The sequence below is a fragment of the Halomonas sp. I5-271120 genome (genome assembly GCF_030553075.1).
GTDB lineage: Bacteria > Pseudomonadota > Gammaproteobacteria > Pseudomonadales > Halomonadaceae > Onishia > Onishia taeanensis_A.
In genome coordinates, this window is the sequence record NZ_CP130701.1 from 2,295,169 (window position 1) to 2,317,639 (window position 22,471).

The window sequence follows — 22,471 nt, forward strand, 5'->3', positions numbered from 1 at the left end:
GGGAAATACCCGAGGGTGAAAGAATGAGGCGAAAGAACGCAGTGGAAGAACGAGGCAAAAGGAGCCGCGAATGCTGCATCGAAGGTCGGCTTGGCCGGGGCACGGCCGGCGCCTAATATAGTGCCCTTCTATCGCGTCCTCGGTTATCCATCCAGCTATGGCCGGGGGCAAGTTTGCCTGGATAAGGCGTTGCCAAGGAGGGCGGCCGGCAAGGATTTGCTGCCAGCCATGAAATAAGGAGATGTTCATGCCGTTGACCCTGTGGCTGTCGCTTGCGGCAGTCTGCGCGATGGGGGCCATGTCGCCCGGGCCGAGCCTCGCGCTGGTGTTGCGCCATACCCTGGGCGGGGGTCGTCTGCCCGGCGTGGCCGCGGCGCTTGCGCATGCGCTGGGCGTGGGGCTCTATGCGCTGTTGACCGTCTGGGGGCTGGGTGCAGTGATCGCCCGCCATACGCAGCTGTTCCAGGTCATCACCTGGGCCGGCGCAGCCTATCTCGCCTGGCTTGGGGTGAAGGCGCTGCGGGCCGGCCAGGCATCAGCACTGCAGGCCAGTGGTGTGGCCACGACCCGGGCGCAGGCCGCCCGAGACGGAGTGCTGGTGGCGCTTGGCAACCCCAAGCTGATTCTGTTCTTCGTCGCGCTGCTCAGTCAGTTCGTCAGCCCTGATATGAGCGCGTCGGCCAAGGCCTTGATCGTCGCTACAGCGATGATCATCGACGGTGGCTGGTACGTGCTGGTGGCCGTTGCGCTATCGCATTCTGCAGTGCTGCCATGGCTTCAGGCCCGGGCTCACTGGCTCAATCGTCTTACCGGGGTGATCCTGCTGGGGTTGGCCGTACGGGTACTCATCGGATAGCGCAGTCATTTATACGCTAATCGCTTAGTTGGTCGTATCAGTTGGGTGTATAAGTGAGGGGCCAGGCTCCCTCTGGCCTAGCGACAACTTAATTGTGTGAGAGCTCTCATGCTTCTGGATACTGCGCCACTGGCCGTCGTCGTCGACAAGGATCCAGGTGTTTTGGCCGACCTGACTCAACTATTTCGCACTCTGGGGCTCGACACTCACCACCAGCCTACTGACCTACAAGCTTGCCTTACTCACCTTAGACCTCGGCTAGTGATCCTCGATCTGGAAATCGACGGGGTCGAGGGAATCGACACCCTGCGCTATCTGGCGGACGTCGGCTATCGAGGCTCGGTGATGCTGCTCAGCGCCGTGGACCCCAAGGTAATGCGGATCGCCGAACGGATGGGTCATACCCTTGGCCTGAACATGCTGGATTCGCTGAGCAAGCCGTATGAACTGAATGCCCTGCACGACAGCCTCGATGGACTGCGGATGCCGTCCCAGAGCGAAGCCGCCGGCAAGCACGGTAAAGAATGGGGCCGCGAGGAGATCGTTCGCGCCCTGAAAGAGCAGGAGCTGGTGGTTCATTACCAGCCCCAGTTTGATTTGACTTCCCAGACCCTCAGCGGTGTCGAGGCGCTGGTGCGCTGGCAGCATCCCGAGTGTGGGCTGATCTGGCCGAGCCACTTCCTGAAGCTGATGACCCAGGAGCAGACGCGGCTGATGACGCGCCAGATCGTGGCGCAGGTGGCTCGTGACTCTCAGCTCTGGCGGGTGTCAGACCAGCAGCTGTCGGTGTCGATCAACATTTCTCCCAATGAACTGCTTCACGATGAGCTGGTCCCGCTGATGGACGAACTGCAGCAGTCGCTGGGGTGTCGGCTGTCGCTGGTGCTGGAAATCACCGAAAACGATGCCATGCATGATGAGCTGTTAAGCAGCGAGGTGGCGGCACGGCTGCATCTGCTTGGCATGGAGCTGTCGGTTGACGACTTCGGGATTGGCTTTTCGTCTCTGGCACGTCTGCAGCTGTTGCCGATCAGTGAAGTGAAGATCGACCGAAATTTCGTTCGCCACCTCCACGACAACTCCGAGGATGCGGCTATCGTCGAAGCCGTGGCATTGCTCGGTCAGCGCCTCGGCATCCGGGTGGTGGCCGAGGGCGTTGAGACGCTGGAGAGCCTGGCGCAGTTGGCACGTTTTGGCTGCACCCATGCTCAGGGCTATGCGCTGGCGAGACCCATGCCGGTCGAGGGTCTGCTGGCGCTGATCGCGAGTCTGGGCAGCTGTCAGCCCGCGGCGTCCGATCCCGCCACGCCCCAGACCTATCAGTTCTGGATGCCACGCAACGCCAAGCCCGCCAGTAGCGCGCCCTGATCGAGGCACTGCTGCTTTTCTGGCCACGCGTGGTGTACTTGTCTTGGCGGCAGCGGACGCTTCCTCCGTGGCGCTCAGGGCGTGATTCGCTCGAGGATCGCGGCCAAGGGGGCATCCACGGGAAGTACACCATAAGCCGGGCTCGGCGCCTCGCCGAGCCGCGTTCGGCAGAAGGTATCGGCCACTGCCGCCGGGGCGAAGCGCAGCAGCAGAGCGGCCTGCAGGGCCTGGGCCATGCGCTGGGCCAGCCAGCGTGCGCGCAGGGTCAGGGTCTCGCTGGGCTGCGTCAGCGCCTCGTCGAGCTCGACCAGGGCACGGTCGAAGTCGGCCTGCTGACCGCGCGCCGCCCTGAGCTCGTTCACCAGCGCCTGGATGCTCTCCGGATGGCGCGCCATCACACGCAGCACATCCAGGCAAATGACGTTGCCCGACCCCTCCCAGATCGAGTTCACCGGCGCCTCTCGGTATAGCCGGGCCAGCGGCGTTTCCTCCACGTAGCCGATGCCGCCCAGGCATTCCATGGCCTCGGCCATGAAGCCGGGCCCGCGTTTGTTGTGCCAGTACTTGGCAAGCGTCGGCAGCAAGCGTGCCAGGGCTCGCTCGTGGTCGCTGCCGCTGGCTTCACCATCGAAGGCGCGGGCGGCGCGCAGACTCAGCGTCACGCCGGCCTCGACTTCTAGCGCCAGGTCGGCGATCACCATCCGCATCAGCGGCTGCTCGGCGAGCGGCCGGCCAAAGGCGTGGCGATGGCGTGCGAAGCGCCATGCTTCGCGCAGGGCCTGTCGCATCATGCCCACCGGGGCCACGGCAGCGTCGAGTCGGGTCTGCTGGACCATCTCGAGGATGGTGGCGATGCCGCGGCCCGGCGAGCCGATGGGCTGCGCCCAGGCGTGACGGTACTCGATCTCGGCGGAGGCGTTGGCGCGATTGCCGCACTTGTCCTTGAGACGCTGAATCTCGATGGGATTGCGGCTGCCGTCGGGCTGGAAGCGCGGCACCAGGAAGCAACTGAGACCGTCTGGCGTCTGAGCCAGGGTCAGGAAGGCATCCGACATCGGCGCGCTGCAGAACCACTTGTGGCCGGTCAGCCAGTTGCCGTCGTTGTCGGCCTTGGCGCGGGTGGTGTTGGCCCGCACGTCGCTGCCGCCCTGTTTTTCGGTCATCGCCATGCCCAGCGTCACCGCTGCCTTGTCATTGAGTGGCAGCGCTCGCGGGTCATAGTCCCAGGTCAGCAGCCGCGAGCCCCAGTTGTCCAGCATCCAATCGTCCTGAGCCAGCACCGGCATGGCGGCATGGGTCATGGTCAGCGGGCAGCAGACGCCGGGTTCCGCCTGGGTCATCAAATAGAGCGCGGCAACATGCGCCTGATGGCCGCCGCGGCCTTCTTCCTGCCAGGCCACTGCATGCCAGCCGTGGTCGAAGGCTTCGTGCATCAGCTCATGGTAGGCGGGGTGGTACTCGACCTCGTCCAGACGACGTCCATGCCGATCGAAGAGCCGCAGGCGCGGCGGGTGCTGGTTGGCGGCCTCGCCCAGCGCCTGCAGCCGCCGGCTGCCTACCGCCCGGCCGAGCGCGGCGAGGCGACCGGCGACCCAGGTGGGGGCTTCACGCGCCAGCGCCTCGCGCAGCGGGGTGTCGTCGGCCAGCCAGTCCTCGTCTTCGGGCGGCGGCGGCTGGTTGATGACCTCATGGGTGGCGAGGTGTTCGCGGGGGGCGCTATCGGCCATGGCGGGGCTCCAGGCGGTGTCTCGAGGCAGGCGCTTATGACCGGTCTCAAGGCATGAGTCCTTTGAGCATGGTCAGCGCCCGGTAATCGGTCAAACGCCTTGAGGCTGGCCCCGACCCGGTGGACTGGTTAGGCTAAAAGGCTGATCCGATAGGGAGAGTCCGATGACCGCCGATGATTCCACGCTGCCGACGCCGGTGATCGCCGAAGAACACATTCAGTTGGTCGATGCCCGCAATCGCCCCTGCGGCAGTGCACCCCGGGCGCTGATGCGCCGCTTCCACTTCTGGCACCGGGCCACCTACATCGTGGTGCGCAACTCAAGGGGAGAGATCTGCGTGCAGCGTCGCACCCTGATCAAGGAAGTTTTCCCCGGCGGTGATGATCTGGCCGCAGGCGGGGTAGTCGGCGCCGGCGAAGCGGTACACCTGGCCGCCCGCCGCGAACTTGCCGAAGAGCTCGGCATTCGCGGCCAGCCGCTACGCGCCTGTGGCGGGTTTCGCTATTCAGAAGGCGGCAATCATATCTACGGCAGCGTCTATCTGGTTGATTACGATGGGCCGCTTTGCCTGCAGCCCGAAGAGGTCGATTCGGTGCGCTGGATGCCGCTCAGGAAGGCACTGGCCCTCGACACCGCCACGCCGGATACCCGCTGCGCGCTGGGCATGCTATATGCGGGTGGCTGGCTCAAGGAGGTGGCATGAACCAGCTCTCGCAGCGCCAAGCAAGCTTCAATGAGGTCATTGCGGCGCTGTCGACGGTGGTGCGCGGCAAGCCGCGCGAGGTGCGGCTTGCGCTGTGCTGCCTGCTGTGTCGCGGCCATCTGCTGATCGAGGATCTGCCGGGGCTGGGTAAGACCACGCTGGCCCAGGCGCTGGCCAGGGTCACCGGGCTCGACATGCAGCGGCTGCAGTTCACCAGCGACCTGCTGCCCGCCGACGTGCTCGGCGTCTCGGTGTTTGACCCGGGGCAGGGGCGCTTTCATTTTCATCCTGGCCCGGTCTTTCATGGCCTGGTGCTAGCCGACGAGGTGAACCGCGCCACGCCCAAGACCCAGAGCGCGCTGCTCGAGGCGATGGAGGAAGGACAGGTGACCGTCGAGGGCGAGACCCGGGCGCTGCCGGATCCGTTCTTCGTGATTGCCACCCAGAATCCACAGGATCAGGCCGGTACCTTTCCGCTACCCGAGTCCCAGCTCGACCGCTTCCTGATGCGCCTGTCGCTTGGCTACCCCGAGCGCCAGGCCGAACGCGAGATTCTGCGCGGCGAAGCCGGGCGCTCGCGCCTCGATGAGCTGCCGGTGCTGCTCGATGCGGCTACCCTGCAAGACATGCAGGCACGCCTGGCAGGCCTGCATGTCGCCGAGCCATTGCTCGACTACGTGCAGGCGCTGGCGGCGGCCAGCCGCAGTCATCGCGACCTGCCCTGGGGGCTCTCCACCCGCGGCGTGCTGGCGCTGCTACAGGCCAGCCGGGGCTGGGCGCTGCTCGAGGGTCGGGATCATGTCTTGCCCGAGGATATTCAGGCGGTGTGGGTGCCCGTTGTCGCCCACCGGCTTAGCAACGGCAGTCGCGATGCCGACGAGAGGGTGGCACGCGACCTGCTTGCCGCCGTGCCGGTGCTGGGCTAGCCGATGAAAAAGCGGGGCGCCCCCTTGGCTGGGCCGCTGACTCGTGGCTGGGCGCGGCTGCGTCACTGGAGCTGGACCCGGCGTTCAACCCCAGCCGATGCGCCGCTTTCCCAACATCGGCTGTTCGTGGTGCCGACTGGCTTCGGCCTGGCCTGGGCGGGCCTGATACTGATCCTTTTCCTGTTCGGCACCAACTATCAGAACAATCTGGCCTATGGCCTGTCCTTTTGGCTGCTCGCCATTGCCCTGGTGGCGCTGTTTCGCGGCTGGCGCAACCTGCTGGGCGTGCGTCTGACGATCACCCCCGAGGGCGAGGCCTTCGCCGGCGGCGAGGCGCGGCTTCGGGTGCGGCTCGCTGCCTCCCGGGATCGCCAGGCGCTGGCGGTGTGCCTCGGGCGGCGGCTCGGTCGCAGGGCAGGTCGACGGGCAGGCCGCAGTGCAGGTCGCCGCGTCGGGCGACACCCTGAAGGTCACCGCGAGGTGGTCGATCTCGTCGGTGGCGAGGCCAGCCTGACGCTTGGCTGGCCGGTCACTGTGCGGGGCGATCAGCCACTGCCGCGACTGCGTCTGGAAAGCGACTGGCCGCTGGGGTTGGTGAGGGCGCTGGCCTGGGTCGATAGTGCCGAGACGCTGCTGGTCTATCCGACGCCCTGGTCGAGTACCGATGCCGCCATTCCCGAGCCCCGTTCGCTGGATGAGCCGGCGCCCCAATCGGCAGCGCCGAAAACGCCGCGTGAGGCGCAGGACTTCGCCGGGCTTCGGCGCTACGTGCCAGGGGATGCCCCTTCGCGGCTTGCCTGGAAGCAGTGGAGCCGCACCGGGGTGCTCGCCACCAAGCACTTCAGCGAGCCCCCCGCGGCGCCTACCTGGCTCGACTACGCTGCGGTGATGGGCGATGTGGAAACGCGTTTGTCGTGGCTCTGCTATCAGGTGAGCGCCTATCACCGCCGCGGCGAGTCCTTCGGCCTGCGCCTGCCCGGCCTCACGCTGCCGCCCGCCAGCGGTTCCGTTCAGCGGCGCCGCGCGCTTACCGCCCTGGCGCGCTTTTCTCTGGAAAACGCCGCGTTAGAAGGCCCTGTCCATGGCGCTTTAGAAGACGCTTTCCGCGACAATGACTCGCCCGCTGCGCCTGACGCGGGTGCACCGGGTGGCGAGGCACGCGAGGTGGGCGCATGAGCGAGTTTTCCGCGCCTGTCCTGCTGGCCGACGGTGAGAGCCTCTCTGCGGCCATGCTGCGTCGGCTGTTCATCGGTCAGTGTCTGGTGCTTGGCATGCATCTGGCGTTCATGCCGCTGTGGCTGCTGGCGGTGGCCGCGCTGGTGGCTTGGCGTCGTCATCGCCAGCTCATTAAACGTGCGCCCCGGGCCGGCGTGGCCCTGCGCCTGGTCTCGATTGCGGCGCTGCTGGGTGCGCTGTGGGTCCAATACGGTGGCTTTGGCGATCTCGAGGCGCTGCTCGGGATGCTGATCGGCATCTACCTGCTGAAGCTTCTGGAGGCTCGCACCCGGCGCGACGCGCGGGTGGTGGTCGGTATCGGCTTCGTGGCCCTGGCGGCGAGCTTCCTGCATGACCAGAGCATCGTGATGGCGCTGGGCGCGGTGGTGGCGGCGACCTGGCTGGTGCAATCGCTGGTCGCGCTGTCGGGAGGTTCGCAGGCCCACGCCAATCGCGTCGCCTGGCGTGAGACCGCCTGGCTGGTGGGCCTGTCGGCGCCGCTGATGGTGGCGCTGTTTATTGTCATGCCGCGGTTCGGGCCGCTATGGAGTCTGCCGACACTTGAGCGTGCCTCGACGGGGCTCACCGACAGCATGGCGCCCGGCGAGATTGCGAGGCTGTCACGAAGCGATGCGAGGGCCTTTCGTGTCAGCTTCGAGGGCCCGGTGCCGCCGCCAGCCAAGCGCTACTGGCGGGTCTATACCCTGACGCACTTCGACGGTGAGCGCTGGTCGCGGGAGACGCCGGAGGCACTGGCGACGACCCTCGAGCGACCGCTCAGCGACTTCGCCAGGACCTCGCGGCGCAATCCCTTTGCGGCAGATACGGCCACGAGGGCGGCCTCTGGCCTATCCGGCGACGTATCCAGTTCCCGCTCGAACACCAGTTCGAACTCAGGCTCGAACTCAGGAGCGAGCTCAGGCGACATTCCGCGCTCGCCACACTATCGCACGGAATTCCTGCTGGAGCCGGACAGCCGCCCCTGGCGTCCAGCGCTGGGAACGCCGCTTGCAAGCCCGGAACGACAGCGCTTTCTCGGCGATGGCACCCTCGAGGGGCTGACGGCGCTTTCCTCACGCGGCCTGGTCACCCTCGAAAGCAGCGGCCAGGCGCCGGCCTTCTCAGACCCGGCGGGACGTGCCTGGCATACGCTGCTGCCCCGAGGGCGCAACCCTCGCACCCTGGCGCTGGCCAAGCGGCTGTGGCGGGGCGCCGAGGGCGATCCGCAGGCCTATCTGGCCGCCGTGATGGCGCGCTTCGGCGAGGCGCCATATCGCTATACCCTGGAGCCGCCGCGGCTCACGGGTGAGCACCGCGTCGATGCCTTCCTGTTCGATAGCCAGGCCGGCTACTGCTCTCATTACGCCTCGGCTACCGCCGTGCTGGCGCGGGCGGTGGGCATCCCGGCGCGAGTGGTGGCCGGCTTTCAGGGCGGCGAGCGCCACCCGGATGGCCACCTGACGGTGCGTGATTACGACGCCCACGCCTGGGTCGAGGTCTGGCGCGACGGGGCCTGGCATCGGCTGGATCCCACATCGGTGATCGCGCCCGAGCGCATCGAGCAAGGCACCGCCGCCCTGACGGCCGGGAGCGAGGCCTTCCTGGCCGATGCCGGCCTGTCGCCGCTGCGCTTTCGCGATGTCGCCTGGCTGAACCGTGCAAGGCTTGCCTGGGAGCGGCTCGAGTATCGCTGGCAGCGACAGGTCGTGGGCTATGAGAGTCGTGATCGTGAGGCACTGCTGACGCGCTTGCTGCAGGTGCTGGAGACACCTTGGCAGGCGCTCAATACGCTCAAGGAGCGTGCGTTGTCACTGATGTCGAACGGCGGCTTCGGTGCCCTGCGCATGGGCGCTGAGATACTGGGCGTGCTGATGCTCGCGGCGCTGTTCGGCTTCGGCCTGAAGGAGGGAGTCCGACGCTGGCGCCGACCGTCGACGCTACGCGAACTGCTGCTTGCCGACGCGGCCTGGCTTGCGCGTCATGGCTATCCGGCACGGCCCGGGGAATCGCCATCGGCGCACTTGCGTCGCCTGGCGGCAGCGTGGCCATGCGGAGGGTCGTCATGTGATGAGCCGGGCTTGGCCGGCGGGCGGGTGCCTGATGTGCTGAAGCATCAGCGAGACCTCGCGGCGGCCAGCCAAGCCCTGGCCGAGGCCATCGAGCGGCTCTATTACGCGCCTCTCGACGAAAGCGAGCGACGCCGCTGGCGGCAGTACTTCCATGCGCGGCGCCGACACTGGCGAGGCGTTTTTCGCCGTGTGAGCCGATGTCGCTCGGGAGATGCCGGCAGGCTGGCGCGTTGGCGACAGACATGGCATCTTGGACGCTAAAGCCGGACCGGTGCTCGCCATGCATATCCACGACATAGACTGTCAGACTGCCGCGGGCGACCCCTTCAACCTGCTGGCCCTGCGCGGGCAGGTACTGCTGGTAGTCAACGTCGCCAGCCGCTGCGGTTTTACTCCCCAGCTCAAGGAGCTCGAAAGTCTCTATCGGCGCTATCGCGACCGGGGCTTTACGGTGCTCGGCTTTCCCTGCAACCAGTTTGCCCATCAGTCGCCGGAATCGGCAGGCGCCTTCTGCACTTTCGGCGAGCAGGAATTCGGGGTGACCTTCCCGCTGCTCGAGAAGGTCAAGGTCAACGGCGCTGGCGCCCATCCGCTGTTCATTGAGCTGCGCCGCCAGGCGCCGGGGCTGCTGGGCACCAAGATGATCAAGTGGAACTTCACCAAGTTCCTGGTGGGTCGAGAGGGCCAGGTGCTTTGCCGCTTCGGCCCCCGGGACGGCGCGCGGGAGATCCGCGTGGCGCTGGAAGCGGCGCTGGATGCGCCTTTTTCTGCCTGAGGCACCTTTTTAGCCCGAGGCGTCTTTTTAGCCCGAAGCTGCGCCGCTGGGGCGGGTCAGCGCGAGTCGGGTGTTTCCCCGCGCGCCACCATCACCCGCATCATCAGCTCGTTCCAGCGATGGCGGGTCATCATGGTGGTCAGTCCCGAGAACAGCATCCACATCTTCTTGCGCCAGCCGGAGAGCCGCTTGTAGTGCGCGACCAGCTGGCCTACCAGCTTACGGTCATCGAAGCGTCGCCACTCTCCGGCTACCGATAGCTGGTGGCGCGCCAGGACCGGCGCCAGTTCCAGGCGAAAGATCCACTCCAGCTCCTTGAGCGTCAGATCGTGGCGCTCGATCTCCTCGACCATGCGCGCGTAGTCGCTCTCGCGGGGCTCGCGTTCGAGCCACAGCGGGGCCAGGGCGAGCCAGAGTTCGGCACGCAGGTCGACCAGGGTTTGGGTGTCCATGGTTATCCTCTCGGTTGAGGAGAGCATCTTCGGTGATGGGCGCAGCCGACTCAAGGGGCGGACACTCGCGCGCCAAGTCGCTAGAATATGCACCACTGTCATTTTGCTTGCACTTTATCACCGACTGTCGAGGTTGCCTGTGATCATCAAACCCAAGGTTCGCGGTTTCATCTGCACCACCACTCACCCCGTCGGCTGCGAGAAGAACGTCCTCGAGCAGATCGAAGCCACCAAGGCGCGTGGTCTTGACAAGGCGAGCGGACCCAAGAAGGTGTTGGTGATCGGGGCCTCCAGTGGCTATGGCCTGGCGGCACGTATCACCTCGGCCTTTGGCTACGGCGCCGACACCCTGGGCGTGTTCTTCGAGAAGCCCGGTACCGAGAAGAAGACCGGCACCGCCGGCTGGTACAACTCGGCGGCCTTCGACAAGTTTGCCAAGGCCGAGGGCCTGTACAGCAAGTCGATCAACGGCGATGCCTTCTCTCATGAAGCCCGCGAGAAGGCCATCGAGCTGATCAAGGAGGATATGGGGCAGGTCGATCTGGTGGTCTACTCGCTGGCATCCCCGGTGCGTAAATTGCCGGACAGCGGTGAGATGAAGCGCTCGGTGCTCAAACCGATCGGCGATACTTATCGTGCCACCGCGATCGACACCAACAAGGACGCCATCATCGAGGCCGAGGTCGAGCCGGCCACCGAGCAGGAAATCCAGGACACCATCACCGTGATGGGCGGTGAGGACTGGGAGCTGTGGATGAACGCCCTCGACGAGGCGGGTGTGCTGGCCCCGGGCGCCAAGAGCGTGGCCTTCAGCTATATCGGCACCGAGATCACCTGGCCGATCTACTGGCACGGCGCGCTGGGCAAGGCCAAGGAAGACCTGGACCGCGCCGCTCACGCCATCGACGCCAAGCTCAAGGCGACCGACGGCGGCGCCAACGTGGCGGTGCTCAAGTCGGTGGTCACTCAGGCCAGCGCCGCCATTCCGGTCATGCCGCTCTACATCGCCATGGTCTACAAGGTGATGAAGGAGCAGGGCCTGCACGAGGGCACCATTGAGCAGCTCAACCGTCTCTACGGCGAGGCGCTCTACTCGGGTGCGCCAGCGGCCACCGACGAAGCCGGACGCCTGCGCCTGGACGACTGGGAGCTGCGTGATGATGTCCAGAAGGCTTGCCAGGAGCTGTGGCCGCAGGTCACCACCGAGAACCTGTTCGACATCACCGACTACGCCGGCTACAAGCACGAGTTCCTCAAGCTGTTTGGCTTCGAGCGTGACGATGTCGATTACGAGGCCGATGTGGATACTGTCGCCGATTTTGATGTCGTAACACTGTAAGAGGCCTTTGGCGCACAGCCTGACGGTCTCTGATGCCAACGAATCAGCGATCGCGGAGGTGCGTGATGGACACACGAACCAGTCAGAGTTCCGAGGAAGAGCTTGAGCATCTCAAGGAGGTCAGCCAGCCCGAGGACTTCAAGCATCCGGAGCCCGACGCAAGTCAGCCCGAGGCGCTGGAGCCGGCTCATGGCCTGCACTGGGTGCTGCCGATCGTGGTGGTCCTGGTGTTGGTCGCGGGCGTGGCCTTCGTACTGCTGAAAGCCTGAGTGGCGCCCACGCCACCCGTCGGTGACATGTCTGTTCGCACGGCCGCCTCGCGGCGGCCGTCGTTCTCGTAACGCCCGTCCTCGCTCGGGCGTTTTTTCATGCTGGCACCGCTAGTTTCATCCTCGCTCCGCCGAGCTGTCGGCGGGACGGCGATGCCCTATGATGTGCTTCCCGCGCTGGATAGATGATGGCGATCCGCAATGCATGACCTTTCTGTTGATCCTTCGGCTCAGCCGCCGCGTCAGGTGGGGGTGCTGCTGCTGACCGGTTTCTCGCTGCTGGCCCAGGCCTGTGCCCTGGAACCCCTGGCGGTGGCCAGCCAACTGGCCGGCCGGCGGCTCTATGCGCCGGTGGCCTTCGGCCTCGATGCCCGGGCGGTGACCAGCGCCGCCGAGCTGTCGCTTTCGCCGCCGCTGGTGCCTGGCGACGACGACCGGGAGCTCGACGTGCTGCTGGTCTGCGCGCCGAGCCCGCTGGCCGCCGCGCTGCCGGCGAGCCTCGCCGACTGGCTCAAGCGCCTGGCGGGGCGAGGCGTGGTACTGGGCGGCATCGCCGGCGGCGCCGAGGTACTGGCCTGGGCGGGGGTGCTGGATGGCTACCGGGCGACGCTGCCCTGGCAGCGGGTCGATGCCGTGGGGCAGGAACATCCGGGCATCAATCTGTCGCCGCAGCTCTTCGAGATCGATCGAGACCGGCTGACCTGCGGCGGCGGCACCTCGGCCATGGACATGGTGATGACCCTGATCGGCATGCACCACGGCCAGCGACTGGCCGAGAAGGTGTCCGAACACTTCGTCTGTGAGCGTATCCGCATGGCCGACGAGCCTCAGCACGTGCCGCTGCGCTCCCGGCTTGGTCATGCCCCGCAGAGCCTGATCGACGCCGTGTCGCTGATGGAGGCCAACATCGAGGAGCCGCTGACCACCCACGAACTGGCCGAGCACCTGGGTATCTCCCGGCGCCAGCTCGAGCGGCTCTTCAAGAAGTACCTGCAGGCGGTACCGAGCCGCTACTACCTGGACCTGCGCCTGCAGGAGGCGCGCAAGCTGCTGCGCGAGAGTGATCGCGCGGTGGGCGACATCGCCCTGCAGACCGGCTTCTCTTCCGGCGCCCACTTCTCCACCGCCTATCGTAACCACTTCGGCATGACGCCCCGGGAAGAGCGCTTGGCGTAACGGCCGCGGCGGCGTGTCCGAGCAGGATGACAGGGCAGAGCGCCTGAACGGTATAGCCGAAAGCCGGCCATCTGCCGCCGCCGCTGGGCGCGGGCGGCCCGGGACGCTACCATTGGCCGACATTCATGCACGCAGGATGCGGCGACCATCGAGCCCTGTCTCGACGCCCGTGTCATGCCCTCGACTCTCCACGGTTTCCCCCATGGCACTCGACGCAAGCGATACCCGCCTCAACAAGTTCATCAGCGAAACCGGCATCGTGTCGCGTCGCGAGGCCGACCGGCTGATCGAAGAAGGGGCGGTCAAGGTCAACGGTCGCCGCGCCGAGATGGGCATGCGGGTGACCGACGCCGACCGGGTCACGGTGCGCGGCAAGCCGCTGCGGGCCAAGCCCCGGCCGGTCTACCTGCTTTACAACAAGCCGGTCGGCGTGACCTGTACCACCGATCCCGCCGACCCCACCAACATCGTCGATGCGATCAACTACCCCGAGCGGATCTTTCCCATCGGGCGGCTCGACAAGCCCTCCCAGGGGCTGATTCTGCTGACCAACGATGGCGATATCGTCAACAAGATCCTGAGGGCCGGTAACGCCCACGAGAAGGAATACCTAGTGCGGGTCGATCGCCCGATCGATCAGAGCTTCATCGAGCGCATGGGCGCGGGCATTCCGATTCTCGGCACCGTGACCCAGCCCTGTCCGGTCCGACAGACCGGACCCAACAGCTTCACCATCGTGTTGACGCAGGGCCTCAACCGCCAGATCCGTCGCATGACCGAGTACCTGGGCTATGAGGTCACCTACCTCAAGCGTGTGCGGCTGATGAATATTCATCTGGACAGGCTGTCGTCCGGCCAGTGGCGCGAGCTGAGCGATGATGAGATGGCCACCCTTGAAGGTATGCTCGGCGATTCGCGCAAGACCGAAGATGCCTCGCTGCCCAAGCGCAAGGCCAAGCCCGCTAAGCAAGGGGCTGGGAAGACAGGCGCTGGTAAACCAGGCTCCGGCAAATCGGCCGCGGCCAAGCCCGGCGCCAAGCGCACCGCCGAGCCCGGGAAGCGTAAGCCCGGCCAGAGTAAGCCGGGTCAGAATAAGTCAGCGCAGGGTAAGCCCGCCGCCAAGCCCAAGCGGGCGATCAAGCAGGCGGCCAAACCGGGGGACGGCAAGCCCGCAGGCAAGGGCGGTCAAGGCAAGGCGGGATTCAATAGCAAATCGCCGACCAAGTCAGGCAGCAAGCCAGGGGCTAGCAAGGCAGACAACAGGACAGGCAGCAAGAAAGGATTCAGTAAGCCAGGATCCAGCAAGCAAGGGCCGAACAAGGCCGGTGGCGGGTCCGCTAGGCGCTCACCGCGCGGGCGTTCCTGACTTTCGCGCCAGCAGGGCGCGAAACAGCTCGCCCATCATCACCGGCTCGTCGTTCTCGATCACGAAGCCGGCGCCGTCCAGCAGTGGCTGGGCCTGGCGGGTAATATCGGTGGCGATGGCGCTGGTCACCAAGTTCAAGGCCCGCCTTACTGCGCCTGCCGGGCGGTGATCGGGCTGGAACTTGTCCAGCACGCAGAGCTGACCGTCATCGGCCAGCACCCGGTAGGCCTCACGCAGGCCCTGCTGTGGCTGCGGCATGACCGCGAGTATCAGGTGCATCACCACCACATCGAAGTGAGCGTCCGGGTAGTCGAGGTGCTCGGCGTCCATGACCCGGGCGCTGGCATCGATGCCCAGGCGGTCTGAGCGTGCCTGAAAGCGGCGCACCATGGCCGGGGAGAGATCGGTGCCATGCAGCTCGATGCAGCGGGGCAGCCAAGGCAGGTCGAGCCCGGTGCCGGCGCCGACGATAAGCACTCGCTGGCCGGTTTGCCAGTCCACGGCGGACAGCGCCTGGCGGCGGGCGCGGCGAAAGGCGCGTTCGGCGACCAGGTCATAGGCCGGGGCGTAGAGGGTATAGCGCAGTCGGTTCCAGCCGGTGGTATTGAACATCGCGATGTCTCCCTTGGGCTCACCTGGCCGCTTTTGGCTCCATGCATGTCTGCATCATGCGCCAGTCTCGCAAAGCTGAGAAGAGCCCCGGGCCTTGCCATCAACCAATGGCAAGGCGGATCTTTCCGACTGCTGTAGCTGCTGCGCCCCGGGATCGCTTAGGCCATGGTGTCCACGATGCCACCTTCCACCCTGAGCGCCGCGCCGGTGGTGGCGCTAGCTTGGGGCGAGGCCGCGTAGACGCTCATGTTGGCGACTTCCTCTGGCGTTGCCAGGCGCTGAATGATCGAAGAGGGACGGTTCTCCTGCACGAAGCGGGCTTCCATCTCTTCTTGGGAGATGCCCGCCTCATCGGCGGCCTGCTTGAGCATCTTGATCACGCCTTCGGAACGGGTCGGCCCCGGCAGGATGGCGTTGACGGTGACGTTGGTACCGGCGAGCACCTTGGCAAGTCCGCGGGAGATCGACTGCACCGCGCTTTTGGTCATGCCGTAGTGGACCATTTCGCTGGGAATGTTCAGCGCCGACTCGCTGGACAGGAACTGGATCCGCCCCCAGTCGCGCTCGCGCATGCCCTTGGCGTAGTGGCGCGACAGACGCACCGCGCTCATGACGTTGACGTCGAAGAACTGCTGCCAGGTCTCGTCGTCGGTCTCGAAGAAGTCTTGGGGGGCGAAGATGCCCACGTTGTTGATCAGAATATCGGTTTCAGGCTTTGCAGCGATCAGCGCCTGACAGCCTTCAGCAGTGCCCAGGTCGGCGGCGACCCCCGTAATGCTCGCCTGAGGAAGCGCCTTCTTCAGGCTTGAGATGGCGTCATCGACGCGGGACTGGGTGCGCCCGGTGATCACCACCTCGGCGCCGGCTTCGGCGAGCCCACTGGCGATGGAATAGCCGATGCCGGCGGTGGAACCGGTGACGATGGCATGCTTGCCGGATAGATCGATATGCATGTGGCAGACTCCTTGTGGAATAGGCCCTGGTGGGCTCGTCAAAAAGCCCTGGCGGGGCAGGAGATGTCTTTAGCCTGCTAAAAAGATGGGGCGCTCGCCGGATTCTTCAAGGGCCGTCTTCAAGGATGGTTATCGACGCCGATGGCCTGATGGCCGCCCGCCGCTTTTCATAATTCGCCGTCCCATCGCTGAAAGCCGAGCGTGACGGCGCCCCCGTATACTCTTTCAATACCCAGATCCCAAAAGGATGGAACAGACCATGAGCTATACCCCGACCCGCAGCGACTTCGACCGCTATATGGCGCCCAACTACGCGCCCCAGCAAGTGATCCCGGTGCGCGGCGAGGGGAGTCGCCTTTGGGATCAGGACGGCCGCGAGTATATCGATTTCGCCGGCGGCATCGCCGTCAACGCCCTCGGCCACTGCCATCCGGTGCTGGTCGATGCCCTCAAGGATCAGGCCGATAAAGTCTGGCACCTGGCCAACGTCTACACCAACGAGCCGGCGCTGAAACTCGCCAAGACGCTTGTCGAGCGCACCTTCGCTGACAAGGTGTTCCTGTGTTCCTCCGGCGGCGAGGCCAATGAAGCGGCGCTTAAGCTGGCGCGCCGCTGGGCCTATAACGAGCACGGCGAGCACAAGGACAAGATCATTTCCTTCCGCCAGTCGTTCCACGGCCGCACCTTCTTCACCGTCAGCGTCGGCGGCCAGCCCAAGTATTCCCAGGGCTTCGGGCCGGTGCCGGGCGGCATCCTGCACGCCGAATTCAATGATCTCGAGGCGGTGCGCGAGCTGATGGGCGACGACACCTGCGCGGTGATGGTCGAGCCGATGCAGGGCGAGGGCGGCATCGTGCCGGCCACCCAGGAATTCCTCGAGGGCGTGCGGGCGCTGTGTGACGAGCACCAGGCGCTGCTGATCTTCGACGAGGTGCAGACTGGCGTCGGCCGCAGCGGCTCGCTTTACGCCTACATGGAGTACGGCGTGACCCCGGACATTCTGACCAGCGCCAAGTCGCTGGGCGGCGGCTTCCCGGTCGGCGCCATGCTGACCACCGACGCCATCGCCCCGGCGCTGGGCATCGGTACCCACGGCTCCACCTACGGTGGCAACGCCCTGGCCTCTGCCGTGGCGCTGGCCGCGGTCGAGTTCATCGACACCCCCGAGGTGCTCGAGGGCGTCAAGCGTCGCCACGCGCTGTTCCGCGAGCTGCTCGAGGAGATCAACCAGAAGCATGGTGTCTTCCAGGAGGTGCGCGGCATGGGCATGCTGATGGGTGCCCAGATGTCGCCGGCCTATGAGGGCCGCGCCAAGGACATCCTGCCGCTGGCCATCGAAGAGGGCCTGATGGCGCTGATCGCCGGGCCCAACGTGCTGCGCATGGCGCCGTCGCTGGTGATCCCCGAGGAAGACATCCGCGAGGGCATGGCGCGCCTCGAGCGGGCCATCGCCAAGCTCGTCGCCCAGGCATGAGCGCGACCATGACGGCCTCAGCCCAAGGTTCAGCCCCCACTCATGGCCACGATGGAGGACAGCCCATGCTGGTCGTTCGTCCTGCTCGCTCGGCGGACCTGCCGGCCCTTGAGCGCCTGGCCGGCACCGCCACGCCGCGCCTGACCAACCTGCCGGCTCACCGCGATCGTCTGGAAGAGCGGATCACCCGCTCCCAGCGCTCCTTTGGTCGCGCGGTCGACTTTCCCGGCGATGAGCACTACACCTTCGTGCTCGAGGACCGGGAACGCGGCGAGGTGGTGGGTACCGCCACCATTCGCGCTCAGGCAGGGGCGGTGGACGCGTACTATACCTATCGCCAGGAAACCCTGATCCACGCCTCGCAGCAGCTCAACGTGCGCCGTGAGGTGCAGACCCTGTCGCTGTCCCACGAGGTCTCCGAGGCGTCGCTCTTGTGCGCGCTGTCGCTGGACCCGCGCTACAAGGGCACCAGCGCCGAGAGCCTTCTGCGTCGGGCGCGGCTGATGTTCATCGCCCAGTATCCGGAGCGCTTCGCCGACCTCTTGGCGGTGGCCTTCCCGGGCTTTCTCGATGAGGCCGGTGAGTCACCGTTCTGGGCGAGCGTCGGCGAGCACTTCTTCCAGCGCGGCTATCAGGAGATCAACCACATCGCCGGAGTGCGCTCGAAAAGCTTCATCGCCGAGGTGATGCCGCAGTTCCCGCTCTATCTGCCACTGCTCACGCCGCCGGCGCGGGCCGCTATCGGTCGCGAGCACCCGGATCACGAGGTGGCGCTCGAGGAGATGCTGGCCGAGGGCTTTGTGCGTAGCCGACATGTCGACATCTTCGATGCCGGCCCGGTGATCAAGGGCGAACGTGACCGCCTGGAGACCTTCCGTCGCGCCAGCTGGCATCCGGTGCGGATTCGCCCGGCGTCGTCGCTGCCCGATGCGGAGCCGGCGATGATCGCCAACCAGAAGCTCGGCGAGTTCCGCTGCGTGGTGGCCCGCTATGCCCTGTCGCCCACTGGCCAACTGATGCTGTCCCCCGAGCACGCCGAGATCCTCGGCGTCGAAGAGGGCCGCGCCGTGCTGGCCGCGCCGCTTGCGCTGCCCGACGCCATCGATGCCCTCGACGAAGGAGAACTGTGATGCGCATTCGTCCGATTGCCCGCGGCGACCTGGACGGCCTACAGGCCCTCTCCCGACAGACCGGCGTCGGTTTCACCTCGCTGCCCGATAATCGCGAGTTTCTTGCCAGCAAGATCGAGTCGGCGGCGCGCGCCTTCGAGGAACGCACTCCGGTCGATGACCGCCTGTACTTCTTCGTGCTGGAAGACGAGGACAGCGGCGAGCTGGCCGGCTGCTGCGCCATCGAGGCCCAGGTGGGGCGCGAGGTGCCGTTTTATCACTACCGGCTCGGCACCCTGGCGCACTCCTCGGTGCAGCTCGATTTGCACCGCACCATCGATACCCTGTTCCTGAGTTCAGATCACACCGGCGATGCCGAGGTGGCCTCGCTGTTCCTGCGTCCTGAATATCGCGGCGCGGATCGTCGCCACGAGCGCAACGGAGCCCTGTTGTCCAAGGCGCGCTGGCTGTTTATGGCGCAGTTCCGCGATCGTTTCCCGGACAAGGTGCTGGCCGAAATGCGTGGCGTCTTCAACGAGGAGGGCGTGAGCCCCTTCTGGGAGAACCTGGGTAGCCACTTCTTCCCGCTCAATTTCAACCAGGCCGACCGCCTGACCGGCCTTGGCCAGAAGAGCTTCATCGGCGAGCTGATGCCCAAGTTCCCGATCTACACCACCTTCCTCTCGAAGGAAGCGCAGGCCTGCATCGGCGAGGTGCACGAGCACACCCGCCCGGCGCTCGAGATGCTCAAGAAGGAAGGGCTGCGCTGGGAAGGCTATATCGACATCTTCGATGCCGGTCCTACCGTCGAGGCCTATATCGACGACGTACGCGCGGTGCGCAACTCGACGCTCTGCCAGGTTGAGGTGAGTGCCGAGCTCACCACTGAGACCGGGGACAAGAGTGAGGGTGAGCGCGGCGAGCGTCCGGAATGGCTGGTATCGACCACCGCGATGGTCGGCTTCTGCGCCTGCTGGGTGGGCCGTGGCCCCGAGGGCGAGGTCATCACCCTGAGCGAGACCGAGGCCCGTCGCCTTGGCGTCGGCGCCGGCGACACCGTGCGGGTGCTCAGCACCTGAGCCGCTGACGATCCACCATAACAATTCGCGACCGGGCGTCACGGCAGCACCGCCCCCCCCGGTCCGCCACCCATTTCGCGAGCGCGGCGGCCCCGCCGCGCCGAGGGAGAGACTTCATGCACGCCAAGCAGCAACTCCTGATCGGCGGTACCTGGCTCGGCGGCGAGGCCGAGGGCTTCGTCAAAATCGACCCAGTGTCACACGACACTCTCTGGCAGGCCGGCAGTGCCAGCGCCGACCAGGTCGGCGCCGCCATCGAGGCCGCCCGCGCCGCCTTCCCGGCCTGGGCCCGCACGCCCTTCGCCGAGCGCCAGGCGCTGATCGAGCGCTTCCGCGACGTACTCGACAGCCGCCGCGAAGAACTTGCCACCGCCATCGCCCAGGAAACCGGCAAGCCGCTCTGGGAGGCCAGAACTGAAGTCGGCGCCATGATCGGCAAGGTGGCGCTGTCGGTGGCCGCCTATCACGAGCGCACCGGCGAGCGCAGCAAGGATGTTAACGGCACCACCGCGGTGCTGCGCCATCGCCCCCACGGCGTGCTGGCGGTGTTTGGCCCCTACAACTTCCCCGGCCACCTGCCCAACGGGCACATGGTGCCGGCGCTGCTGGCCGGCAACAGCGTGGTCTTCAAGCCCAGCGAGCAGACTCCGCTGACCGCCGACCTGACCCTCCAGTGCTGGCGCGAGGCCGGCCTGCCCGACGGCGTGATCAATCTGGTGCAGGGCGCCGCCCCGGTCGGCCAGGCGCTCTCCGCCCACCCCGGCATCGACGGCCTGCTGTTCACCGGCAGCGCCAAGGTCGGCGGCATCCTGCAGCGCCAGTTCGTGGGCCAGCTCGACAAGATTCTGGCGCTGGAGCTTGGTGGCAACAACCCGCTGGTGGTCAAGGACGTGCCGGATGAAAACGCCGCGGTGCTGGCCATCCTGCAGTCGGCGTTCCTCTCCGGCGGCCAGCGCTGCACCTGCGCGCGCCGCCTGATCGTGCCGGAGGGTCCGGTCGGCGATCGTCTGATCGAATCGCTGGTCTCGGCCATCTCCAAGCTGCGGGTGGCCGGTCAGTTCAGCGAGGACGCCCCCTTCTACGGCGGCCTGGTCAGTGTCGAGGCCGCCAACGGCTTGCTCAAGGCCCAGGACGATCTGGAAGCCATGGGCGGCAGCGTGCTCGCGCGCATGCGCCGGCTGGAAGACGGCACCAGCCTGCTGTCGCCGGCGCTGATCGACGTCACCGGCATCGCGGTGCCCGACGAGGAGCACTTCGGCCCGCTGCTCAAGGTGCATCGCTATGGCGACTGGGATGAGGCGATCGCGCTTGCCAACGACACCCGCTACGGCCTCTCAGCAGGCCTGATCGGCGGTGAGCGGGCCGACTGGGACGACTTCCTGCTGCGCATCCGCGCCGGCATCGTCAACTGGAACCGCCAGACCACTGGCGCTTCCGGCGATGCGCCCTTCGGCGGGGTGGGCGACAGCGGCAACCATCGCCCCAGTGCCTATTACGCGGCCGACTACTGCGCCTACCCGGTCGCCTCCATGGAGGCCGAGAGCCTGGTGTTGCCCGAGACGCTGCCGGCGGGGGTGGTGCTATGAGTGACGTGCGGGAAGTGAACTTCGATGGTTTGGTGGGCCCGACCCACAACTATTCGGGGCTGGCCCACGGCAACGTGGCGTCGATGAGCCACGGTGGCCTGGTCTCCAACCCCCGGGAAGGCGCCCTGCAGGGCCTTGCCAAGATGAAGTCGCTGATGGATGCGGGCTACGCCCAGGGCGTGTTGCCGCCCCAGCAGCGCCCGGATCTTGGCGCCCTGCGCGCGCTGGGCTTCAGCGGCAGCGATGGCGAGGTGCTCGCCCGCGCCGCCAAGGAGGCCCCGCAGATCCTGCGGGCGGTGTGCTCGGCCTCCAGCATGTGGACCGCCAATGCCGGCACCGTGACGCCGAGTATCGATGCCCCGGGTGGCCGGGTGCACTTCACCCCGGCCAACCTTCAGTCGAGCTTCCACCGCTATCTGGAACCGCAGACCACCGGGCGGGTGCTCTCGGCGATGTTCCGGGACGAAGGCCACTTCGCCCATCATCCGGTGCTGCCGGCCACGCCCGCCTTCTCTGATGAGGGCGCTGCTAACCACACCCGCCTGTGTGGCGCCTACGGAGAGCCCGGCGTGCACCTGTTCGTCTACGGCCGCCAAGCCTTCGGCGGCGATGGCATCGAGCCCAAGCGCTATCCGGCCCGCCAGACGCTGGAGGCCAGCCAGGCCGTCGCTCGCCAGCACGGCCTGACGGATGCCCAGACGGTGTTCGCCCAGCAGCACCCGGGCGCTATCGACGCAGGCGTCTTCCACAACGACGTTATCGCGGTGGGCAATGGCCCGGTGTTGCTCTACCACGCTAAGGCCTTCCGCGACGAAGAAGGCACGCTGGACGAGCTGCGCACCAAGATGGCTACGCCCTTGATCCCGGTGCGGGTGCCGGAAGAGGCGGTCAGCCTCGAGGACGCCGTGGGGTCGTACCTGTTCAACTCGCAGCTGCTCGCCAACCCGGATGGCTCGATGACCCTGGTGGTGCCAGGTGAGTGCCAGGAGAACGAGGCGGTCTGGCGCACCATCCAGGATCTCTTGATCGCAGGCCCAAACCCGATCAACGAGGTGCTGGTCAAGGACGTCAAGCAGAGCATGCGCAACGGCGGTGGTCCCGCCTGCCTGCGCCTGCGCGTGGCGCTGTCCGACGCCGAGCGGGCCGCCGTGACCGGCCGGGTGCTGCTCAACGACGGCCTCTACGGCGACCTCACCGCCTGGGTCGAGCGCCACTACCGCGACCGTCTGGCGGTAGAGGATCTGGCCGACCCGCAGCTTGCCGTCGAGACCCTCAGCGCCCTGGATGAGCTGACACAGCTTCTGGAGATCGGCTCGGTGTATCCGTTCCAGTTGGGATAGGCCGCTGCCTCGAGGGCTTGTCCTTTGAGGCATGGCAATGCGTCGCCCCCGTCGGCCTCCCTGGCTGGCGGGGGCAT

20 protein-coding genes are annotated in these 22,471 nt (G+C 66.5%); 16 read left to right on the forward strand and 4 right to left on the reverse strand.

From position 1 onward, the window contains the following. Positions 1-247: 247 nt before the first annotated feature. Both Q2K57_RS10280 and Q2K57_RS10285 read left to right on the forward strand, forming a co-directional pair. The gene (locus Q2K57_RS10280) at positions 248-856 is read left to right on the forward strand and encodes a LysE family translocator (protein ID WP_112055133.1); all 609 of its coding nucleotides are present in this window, start codon (positions 248-250) and stop codon (positions 854-856) included. A gap of 108 nt (positions 857-964) precedes the next feature. Then, positions 965-2,224: an EAL domain-containing protein gene (locus Q2K57_RS10285; RefSeq protein ID WP_112055134.1), complete on the forward strand. Its 1,260-nt coding sequence runs from the start codon at positions 965-967 to the stop codon at positions 2,222-2,224. A 74-nt stretch (positions 2,225-2,298) separates the two neighbouring features. On the opposite strand, the gene Q2K57_RS10290 is transcribed toward Q2K57_RS10285, so the two are convergent. Continuing rightward, positions 2,299-3,951 carry an acyl-CoA dehydrogenase family protein gene (locus Q2K57_RS10290; RefSeq protein ID WP_112055135.1) on the reverse strand — a complete coding sequence of 551 codons (1,653 nt, stop codon included), beginning with the start codon at positions 3,949-3,951 and terminating at the stop codon, positions 2,299-2,301. Positions 3,952-4,114: 163 nt separating this feature from the next. Here Q2K57_RS10290 and Q2K57_RS10295 point away from each other — a divergent pair, with 163 nt between their 5' ends. Genes Q2K57_RS10295 through Q2K57_RS10315 form a run of 5 tightly spaced genes read left to right on the forward strand, consistent with a single transcriptional unit; the run spans position 4,115 to position 9,639 of the window. Next, on the forward strand, positions 4,115-4,654 hold the full coding sequence (locus Q2K57_RS10295; RefSeq protein ID WP_112055136.1) for an NUDIX hydrolase: 540 nt from the start codon (positions 4,115-4,117) through the stop codon (positions 4,652-4,654). Continuing rightward, the gene (locus Q2K57_RS10300) at positions 4,651-5,580 is read left to right on the forward strand and encodes a MoxR family ATPase (protein WP_112055137.1); all 930 of its coding nucleotides are present in this window, start codon (positions 4,651-4,653) and stop codon (positions 5,578-5,580) included. The genes Q2K57_RS10295 and Q2K57_RS10300 overlap by 4 nt, the downstream gene beginning before the upstream one ends. Before the next feature lie 3 nt (positions 5,581-5,583). Further along, positions 5,584-6,756 carry a DUF58 domain-containing protein gene (locus tag Q2K57_RS10305; protein WP_112055138.1) on the forward strand — a complete coding sequence of 391 codons (1,173 nt, stop codon included), beginning with the start codon at positions 5,584-5,586 and terminating at the stop codon, positions 6,754-6,756. Beyond that, positions 6,753-9,125, forward strand: a complete 2,373-nt coding sequence (locus Q2K57_RS10310; protein ID WP_112055139.1) for a DUF3488 and transglutaminase-like domain-containing protein — start codon at positions 6,753-6,755, stop codon at positions 9,123-9,125. The genes Q2K57_RS10305 and Q2K57_RS10310 overlap by 4 nt, the downstream gene beginning before the upstream one ends. A gap of 19 nt (positions 9,126-9,144) precedes the next feature. Continuing rightward, positions 9,145-9,639 (forward strand): glutathione peroxidase, encoded by a 495-nt coding sequence (locus tag Q2K57_RS10315; protein WP_112055140.1) that lies wholly within the window; start codon positions 9,145-9,147, stop codon positions 9,637-9,639. A gap of 56 nt (positions 9,640-9,695) precedes the next feature. Here the strand turns inward: Q2K57_RS10315 and Q2K57_RS10320 are convergent, their stop codons facing one another. Next, positions 9,696-10,091: a hypothetical protein gene (locus tag Q2K57_RS10320; RefSeq protein ID WP_112055141.1), complete on the reverse strand. Its 396-nt coding sequence runs from the start codon at positions 10,089-10,091 to the stop codon at positions 9,696-9,698. Positions 10,092-10,230: 139 nt separating this feature from the next. Here Q2K57_RS10320 and fabV point away from each other — a divergent pair, with 139 nt between their 5' ends. The 4 genes from fabV (at position 10,231) to rluF (ending at position 14,241) form a co-directional block, all read left to right on the forward strand. Continuing rightward, positions 10,231-11,430 (forward strand): enoyl-ACP reductase FabV, encoded by a 1,200-nt coding sequence (gene fabV / locus Q2K57_RS10325; RefSeq protein WP_112055142.1) that lies wholly within the window; start codon positions 10,231-10,233, stop codon positions 11,428-11,430. A 65-nt stretch (positions 11,431-11,495) separates the two neighbouring features. Beyond that, complete coding sequence (locus Q2K57_RS10330; RefSeq protein WP_112055143.1) at positions 11,496-11,699, forward strand: hypothetical protein; 204 nt, start codon at positions 11,496-11,498, stop codon at positions 11,697-11,699. Positions 11,700-11,900: 201 nt separating this feature from the next. After that, on the forward strand, positions 11,901-12,875 hold the full coding sequence (locus tag Q2K57_RS10335; protein ID WP_181463077.1) for a GlxA family transcriptional regulator: 975 nt from the start codon (positions 11,901-11,903) through the stop codon (positions 12,873-12,875). 202 nt (positions 12,876-13,077) lie between these two features. Further along, on the forward strand, positions 13,078-14,241 hold the full coding sequence (gene rluF / locus Q2K57_RS10340) for a 23S rRNA pseudouridine(2604) synthase RluF (RefSeq protein ID WP_304524977.1): 1,164 nt from the start codon (positions 13,078-13,080) through the stop codon (positions 14,239-14,241). Here the strand turns inward: rluF and Q2K57_RS10345 are convergent. Continuing rightward, positions 14,221-14,853 carry a class I SAM-dependent methyltransferase gene (locus Q2K57_RS10345; protein WP_304524978.1) on the reverse strand — a complete coding sequence of 211 codons (633 nt, stop codon included), beginning with the start codon at positions 14,851-14,853 and terminating at the stop codon, positions 14,221-14,223. The genes rluF and Q2K57_RS10345 overlap by 21 nt on opposite strands. 158 nt (positions 14,854-15,011) lie before the next feature. Beyond that, complete coding sequence (locus Q2K57_RS10350) at positions 15,012-15,806, reverse strand: SDR family NAD(P)-dependent oxidoreductase (RefSeq protein WP_112055146.1); 795 nt, start codon at positions 15,804-15,806, stop codon at positions 15,012-15,014. A gap of 259 nt (positions 15,807-16,065) precedes the next feature. Here Q2K57_RS10350 and Q2K57_RS10355 point away from each other — a divergent pair, with 259 nt between their 5' ends. The 5 genes from Q2K57_RS10355 (at position 16,066) to astB (ending at position 22,394) form a co-directional block, all read left to right on the forward strand. Continuing rightward, positions 16,066-17,280, forward strand: coding sequence for an aspartate aminotransferase family protein (locus tag Q2K57_RS10355; RefSeq protein ID WP_112055147.1), 1,215 nt, complete (start codon positions 16,066-16,068; stop codon positions 17,278-17,280). A gap of 65 nt (positions 17,281-17,345) precedes the next feature. Next, positions 17,346-18,410: an arginine N-succinyltransferase gene (locus Q2K57_RS10360; RefSeq protein WP_112055148.1), complete on the forward strand. Its 1,065-nt coding sequence runs from the start codon at positions 17,346-17,348 to the stop codon at positions 18,408-18,410. Continuing rightward, positions 18,410-19,468, forward strand: coding sequence for an arginine N-succinyltransferase (gene astA, locus Q2K57_RS10365; RefSeq protein WP_304524979.1), 1,059 nt, complete (start codon positions 18,410-18,412; stop codon positions 19,466-19,468). Before Q2K57_RS10360 ends, astA begins: the two co-directional genes overlap by 1 nt. Before the next feature lie 116 nt (positions 19,469-19,584). Continuing rightward, entirely contained in the window at positions 19,585-21,054 is a 1,470-nt protein-coding gene (gene astD, locus Q2K57_RS10370; RefSeq protein WP_304524980.1) for a succinylglutamate-semialdehyde dehydrogenase, read from the forward strand. Beyond that, a complete protein-coding gene (gene astB / locus Q2K57_RS10375; protein ID WP_304524981.1) occupies positions 21,051-22,394 on the forward strand; it encodes an N-succinylarginine dihydrolase in 1,344 nt (447 codons plus the stop codon). Before astD ends, astB begins: the two co-directional genes overlap by 4 nt. Positions 22,395-22,471: the final 77 nt, after the last annotated feature.

What these genes read in the sequence shown, in the direction of transcription:
- Q2K57_RS10290 (WP_112055135.1), bottom strand. Translation starts at nt 3,951, where the DNA reads ATGGCCGATAGCGCCCCCCGCGAACACCTCGCCACCCATGAGGTCATC.
- Q2K57_RS10300 (WP_112055137.1), top strand. Translation starts at nt 4,651, where the DNA reads ATGAACCAGCTCTCGCAGCGCCAAGCAAGCTTCAATGAGGTCATTGCG.
- Q2K57_RS10295 (WP_112055136.1), top strand. Translation starts at nt 4,115, where the DNA reads ATGACCGCCGATGATTCCACGCTGCCGACGCCGGTGATCGCCGAAGAA.
- Q2K57_RS10285 (WP_112055134.1), top strand. Translation starts at nt 965, where the DNA reads ATGCTTCTGGATACTGCGCCACTGGCCGTCGTCGTCGACAAGGATCCA.
- Q2K57_RS10345 (WP_304524978.1), bottom strand. Translation starts at nt 14,853, where the DNA reads ATGTTCAATACCACCGGCTGGAACCGACTGCGCTATACCCTCTACGCC.
- Q2K57_RS10320 (WP_112055141.1), bottom strand. Translation starts at nt 10,091, where the DNA reads ATGGACACCCAAACCCTGGTCGACCTGCGTGCCGAACTCTGGCTCGCC.
- astB (WP_304524981.1), top strand. Translation starts at nt 21,051, where the DNA reads ATGAGTGACGTGCGGGAAGTGAACTTCGATGGTTTGGTGGGCCCGACC.
- Q2K57_RS10335 (WP_181463077.1), top strand. Translation starts at nt 11,901, where the DNA reads ATGCATGACCTTTCTGTTGATCCTTCGGCTCAGCCGCCGCGTCAGGTG.
- astA (WP_304524979.1), top strand. Translation starts at nt 18,410, where the DNA reads ATGCGCATTCGTCCGATTGCCCGCGGCGACCTGGACGGCCTACAGGCC.
- rluF (WP_304524977.1), top strand. Translation starts at nt 13,078, where the DNA reads ATGGCACTCGACGCAAGCGATACCCGCCTCAACAAGTTCATCAGCGAA.
- Q2K57_RS10360 (WP_112055148.1), top strand. Translation starts at nt 17,346, where the DNA reads ATGCTGGTCGTTCGTCCTGCTCGCTCGGCGGACCTGCCGGCCCTTGAG.
- Q2K57_RS10355 (WP_112055147.1), top strand. Translation starts at nt 16,066, where the DNA reads ATGAGCTATACCCCGACCCGCAGCGACTTCGACCGCTATATGGCGCCC.
- Q2K57_RS10310 (WP_112055139.1), top strand. Translation starts at nt 6,753, where the DNA reads ATGAGCGAGTTTTCCGCGCCTGTCCTGCTGGCCGACGGTGAGAGCCTC.
- Q2K57_RS10350 (WP_112055146.1), bottom strand. Translation starts at nt 15,806, where the DNA reads ATGCATATCGATCTATCCGGCAAGCATGCCATCGTCACCGGTTCCACC.
- astD (WP_304524980.1), top strand. Translation starts at nt 19,585, where the DNA reads ATGCACGCCAAGCAGCAACTCCTGATCGGCGGTACCTGGCTCGGCGGC.
- Q2K57_RS10315 (WP_112055140.1), top strand. Translation starts at nt 9,145, where the DNA reads ATGCATATCCACGACATAGACTGTCAGACTGCCGCGGGCGACCCCTTC.
- Q2K57_RS10305 (WP_112055138.1), top strand. Translation starts at nt 5,584, where the DNA reads ATGAAAAAGCGGGGCGCCCCCTTGGCTGGGCCGCTGACTCGTGGCTGG.
- Q2K57_RS10330 (WP_112055143.1), top strand. Translation starts at nt 11,496, where the DNA reads ATGGACACACGAACCAGTCAGAGTTCCGAGGAAGAGCTTGAGCATCTC.
- Q2K57_RS10280 (WP_112055133.1), top strand. Translation starts at nt 248, where the DNA reads ATGCCGTTGACCCTGTGGCTGTCGCTTGCGGCAGTCTGCGCGATGGGG.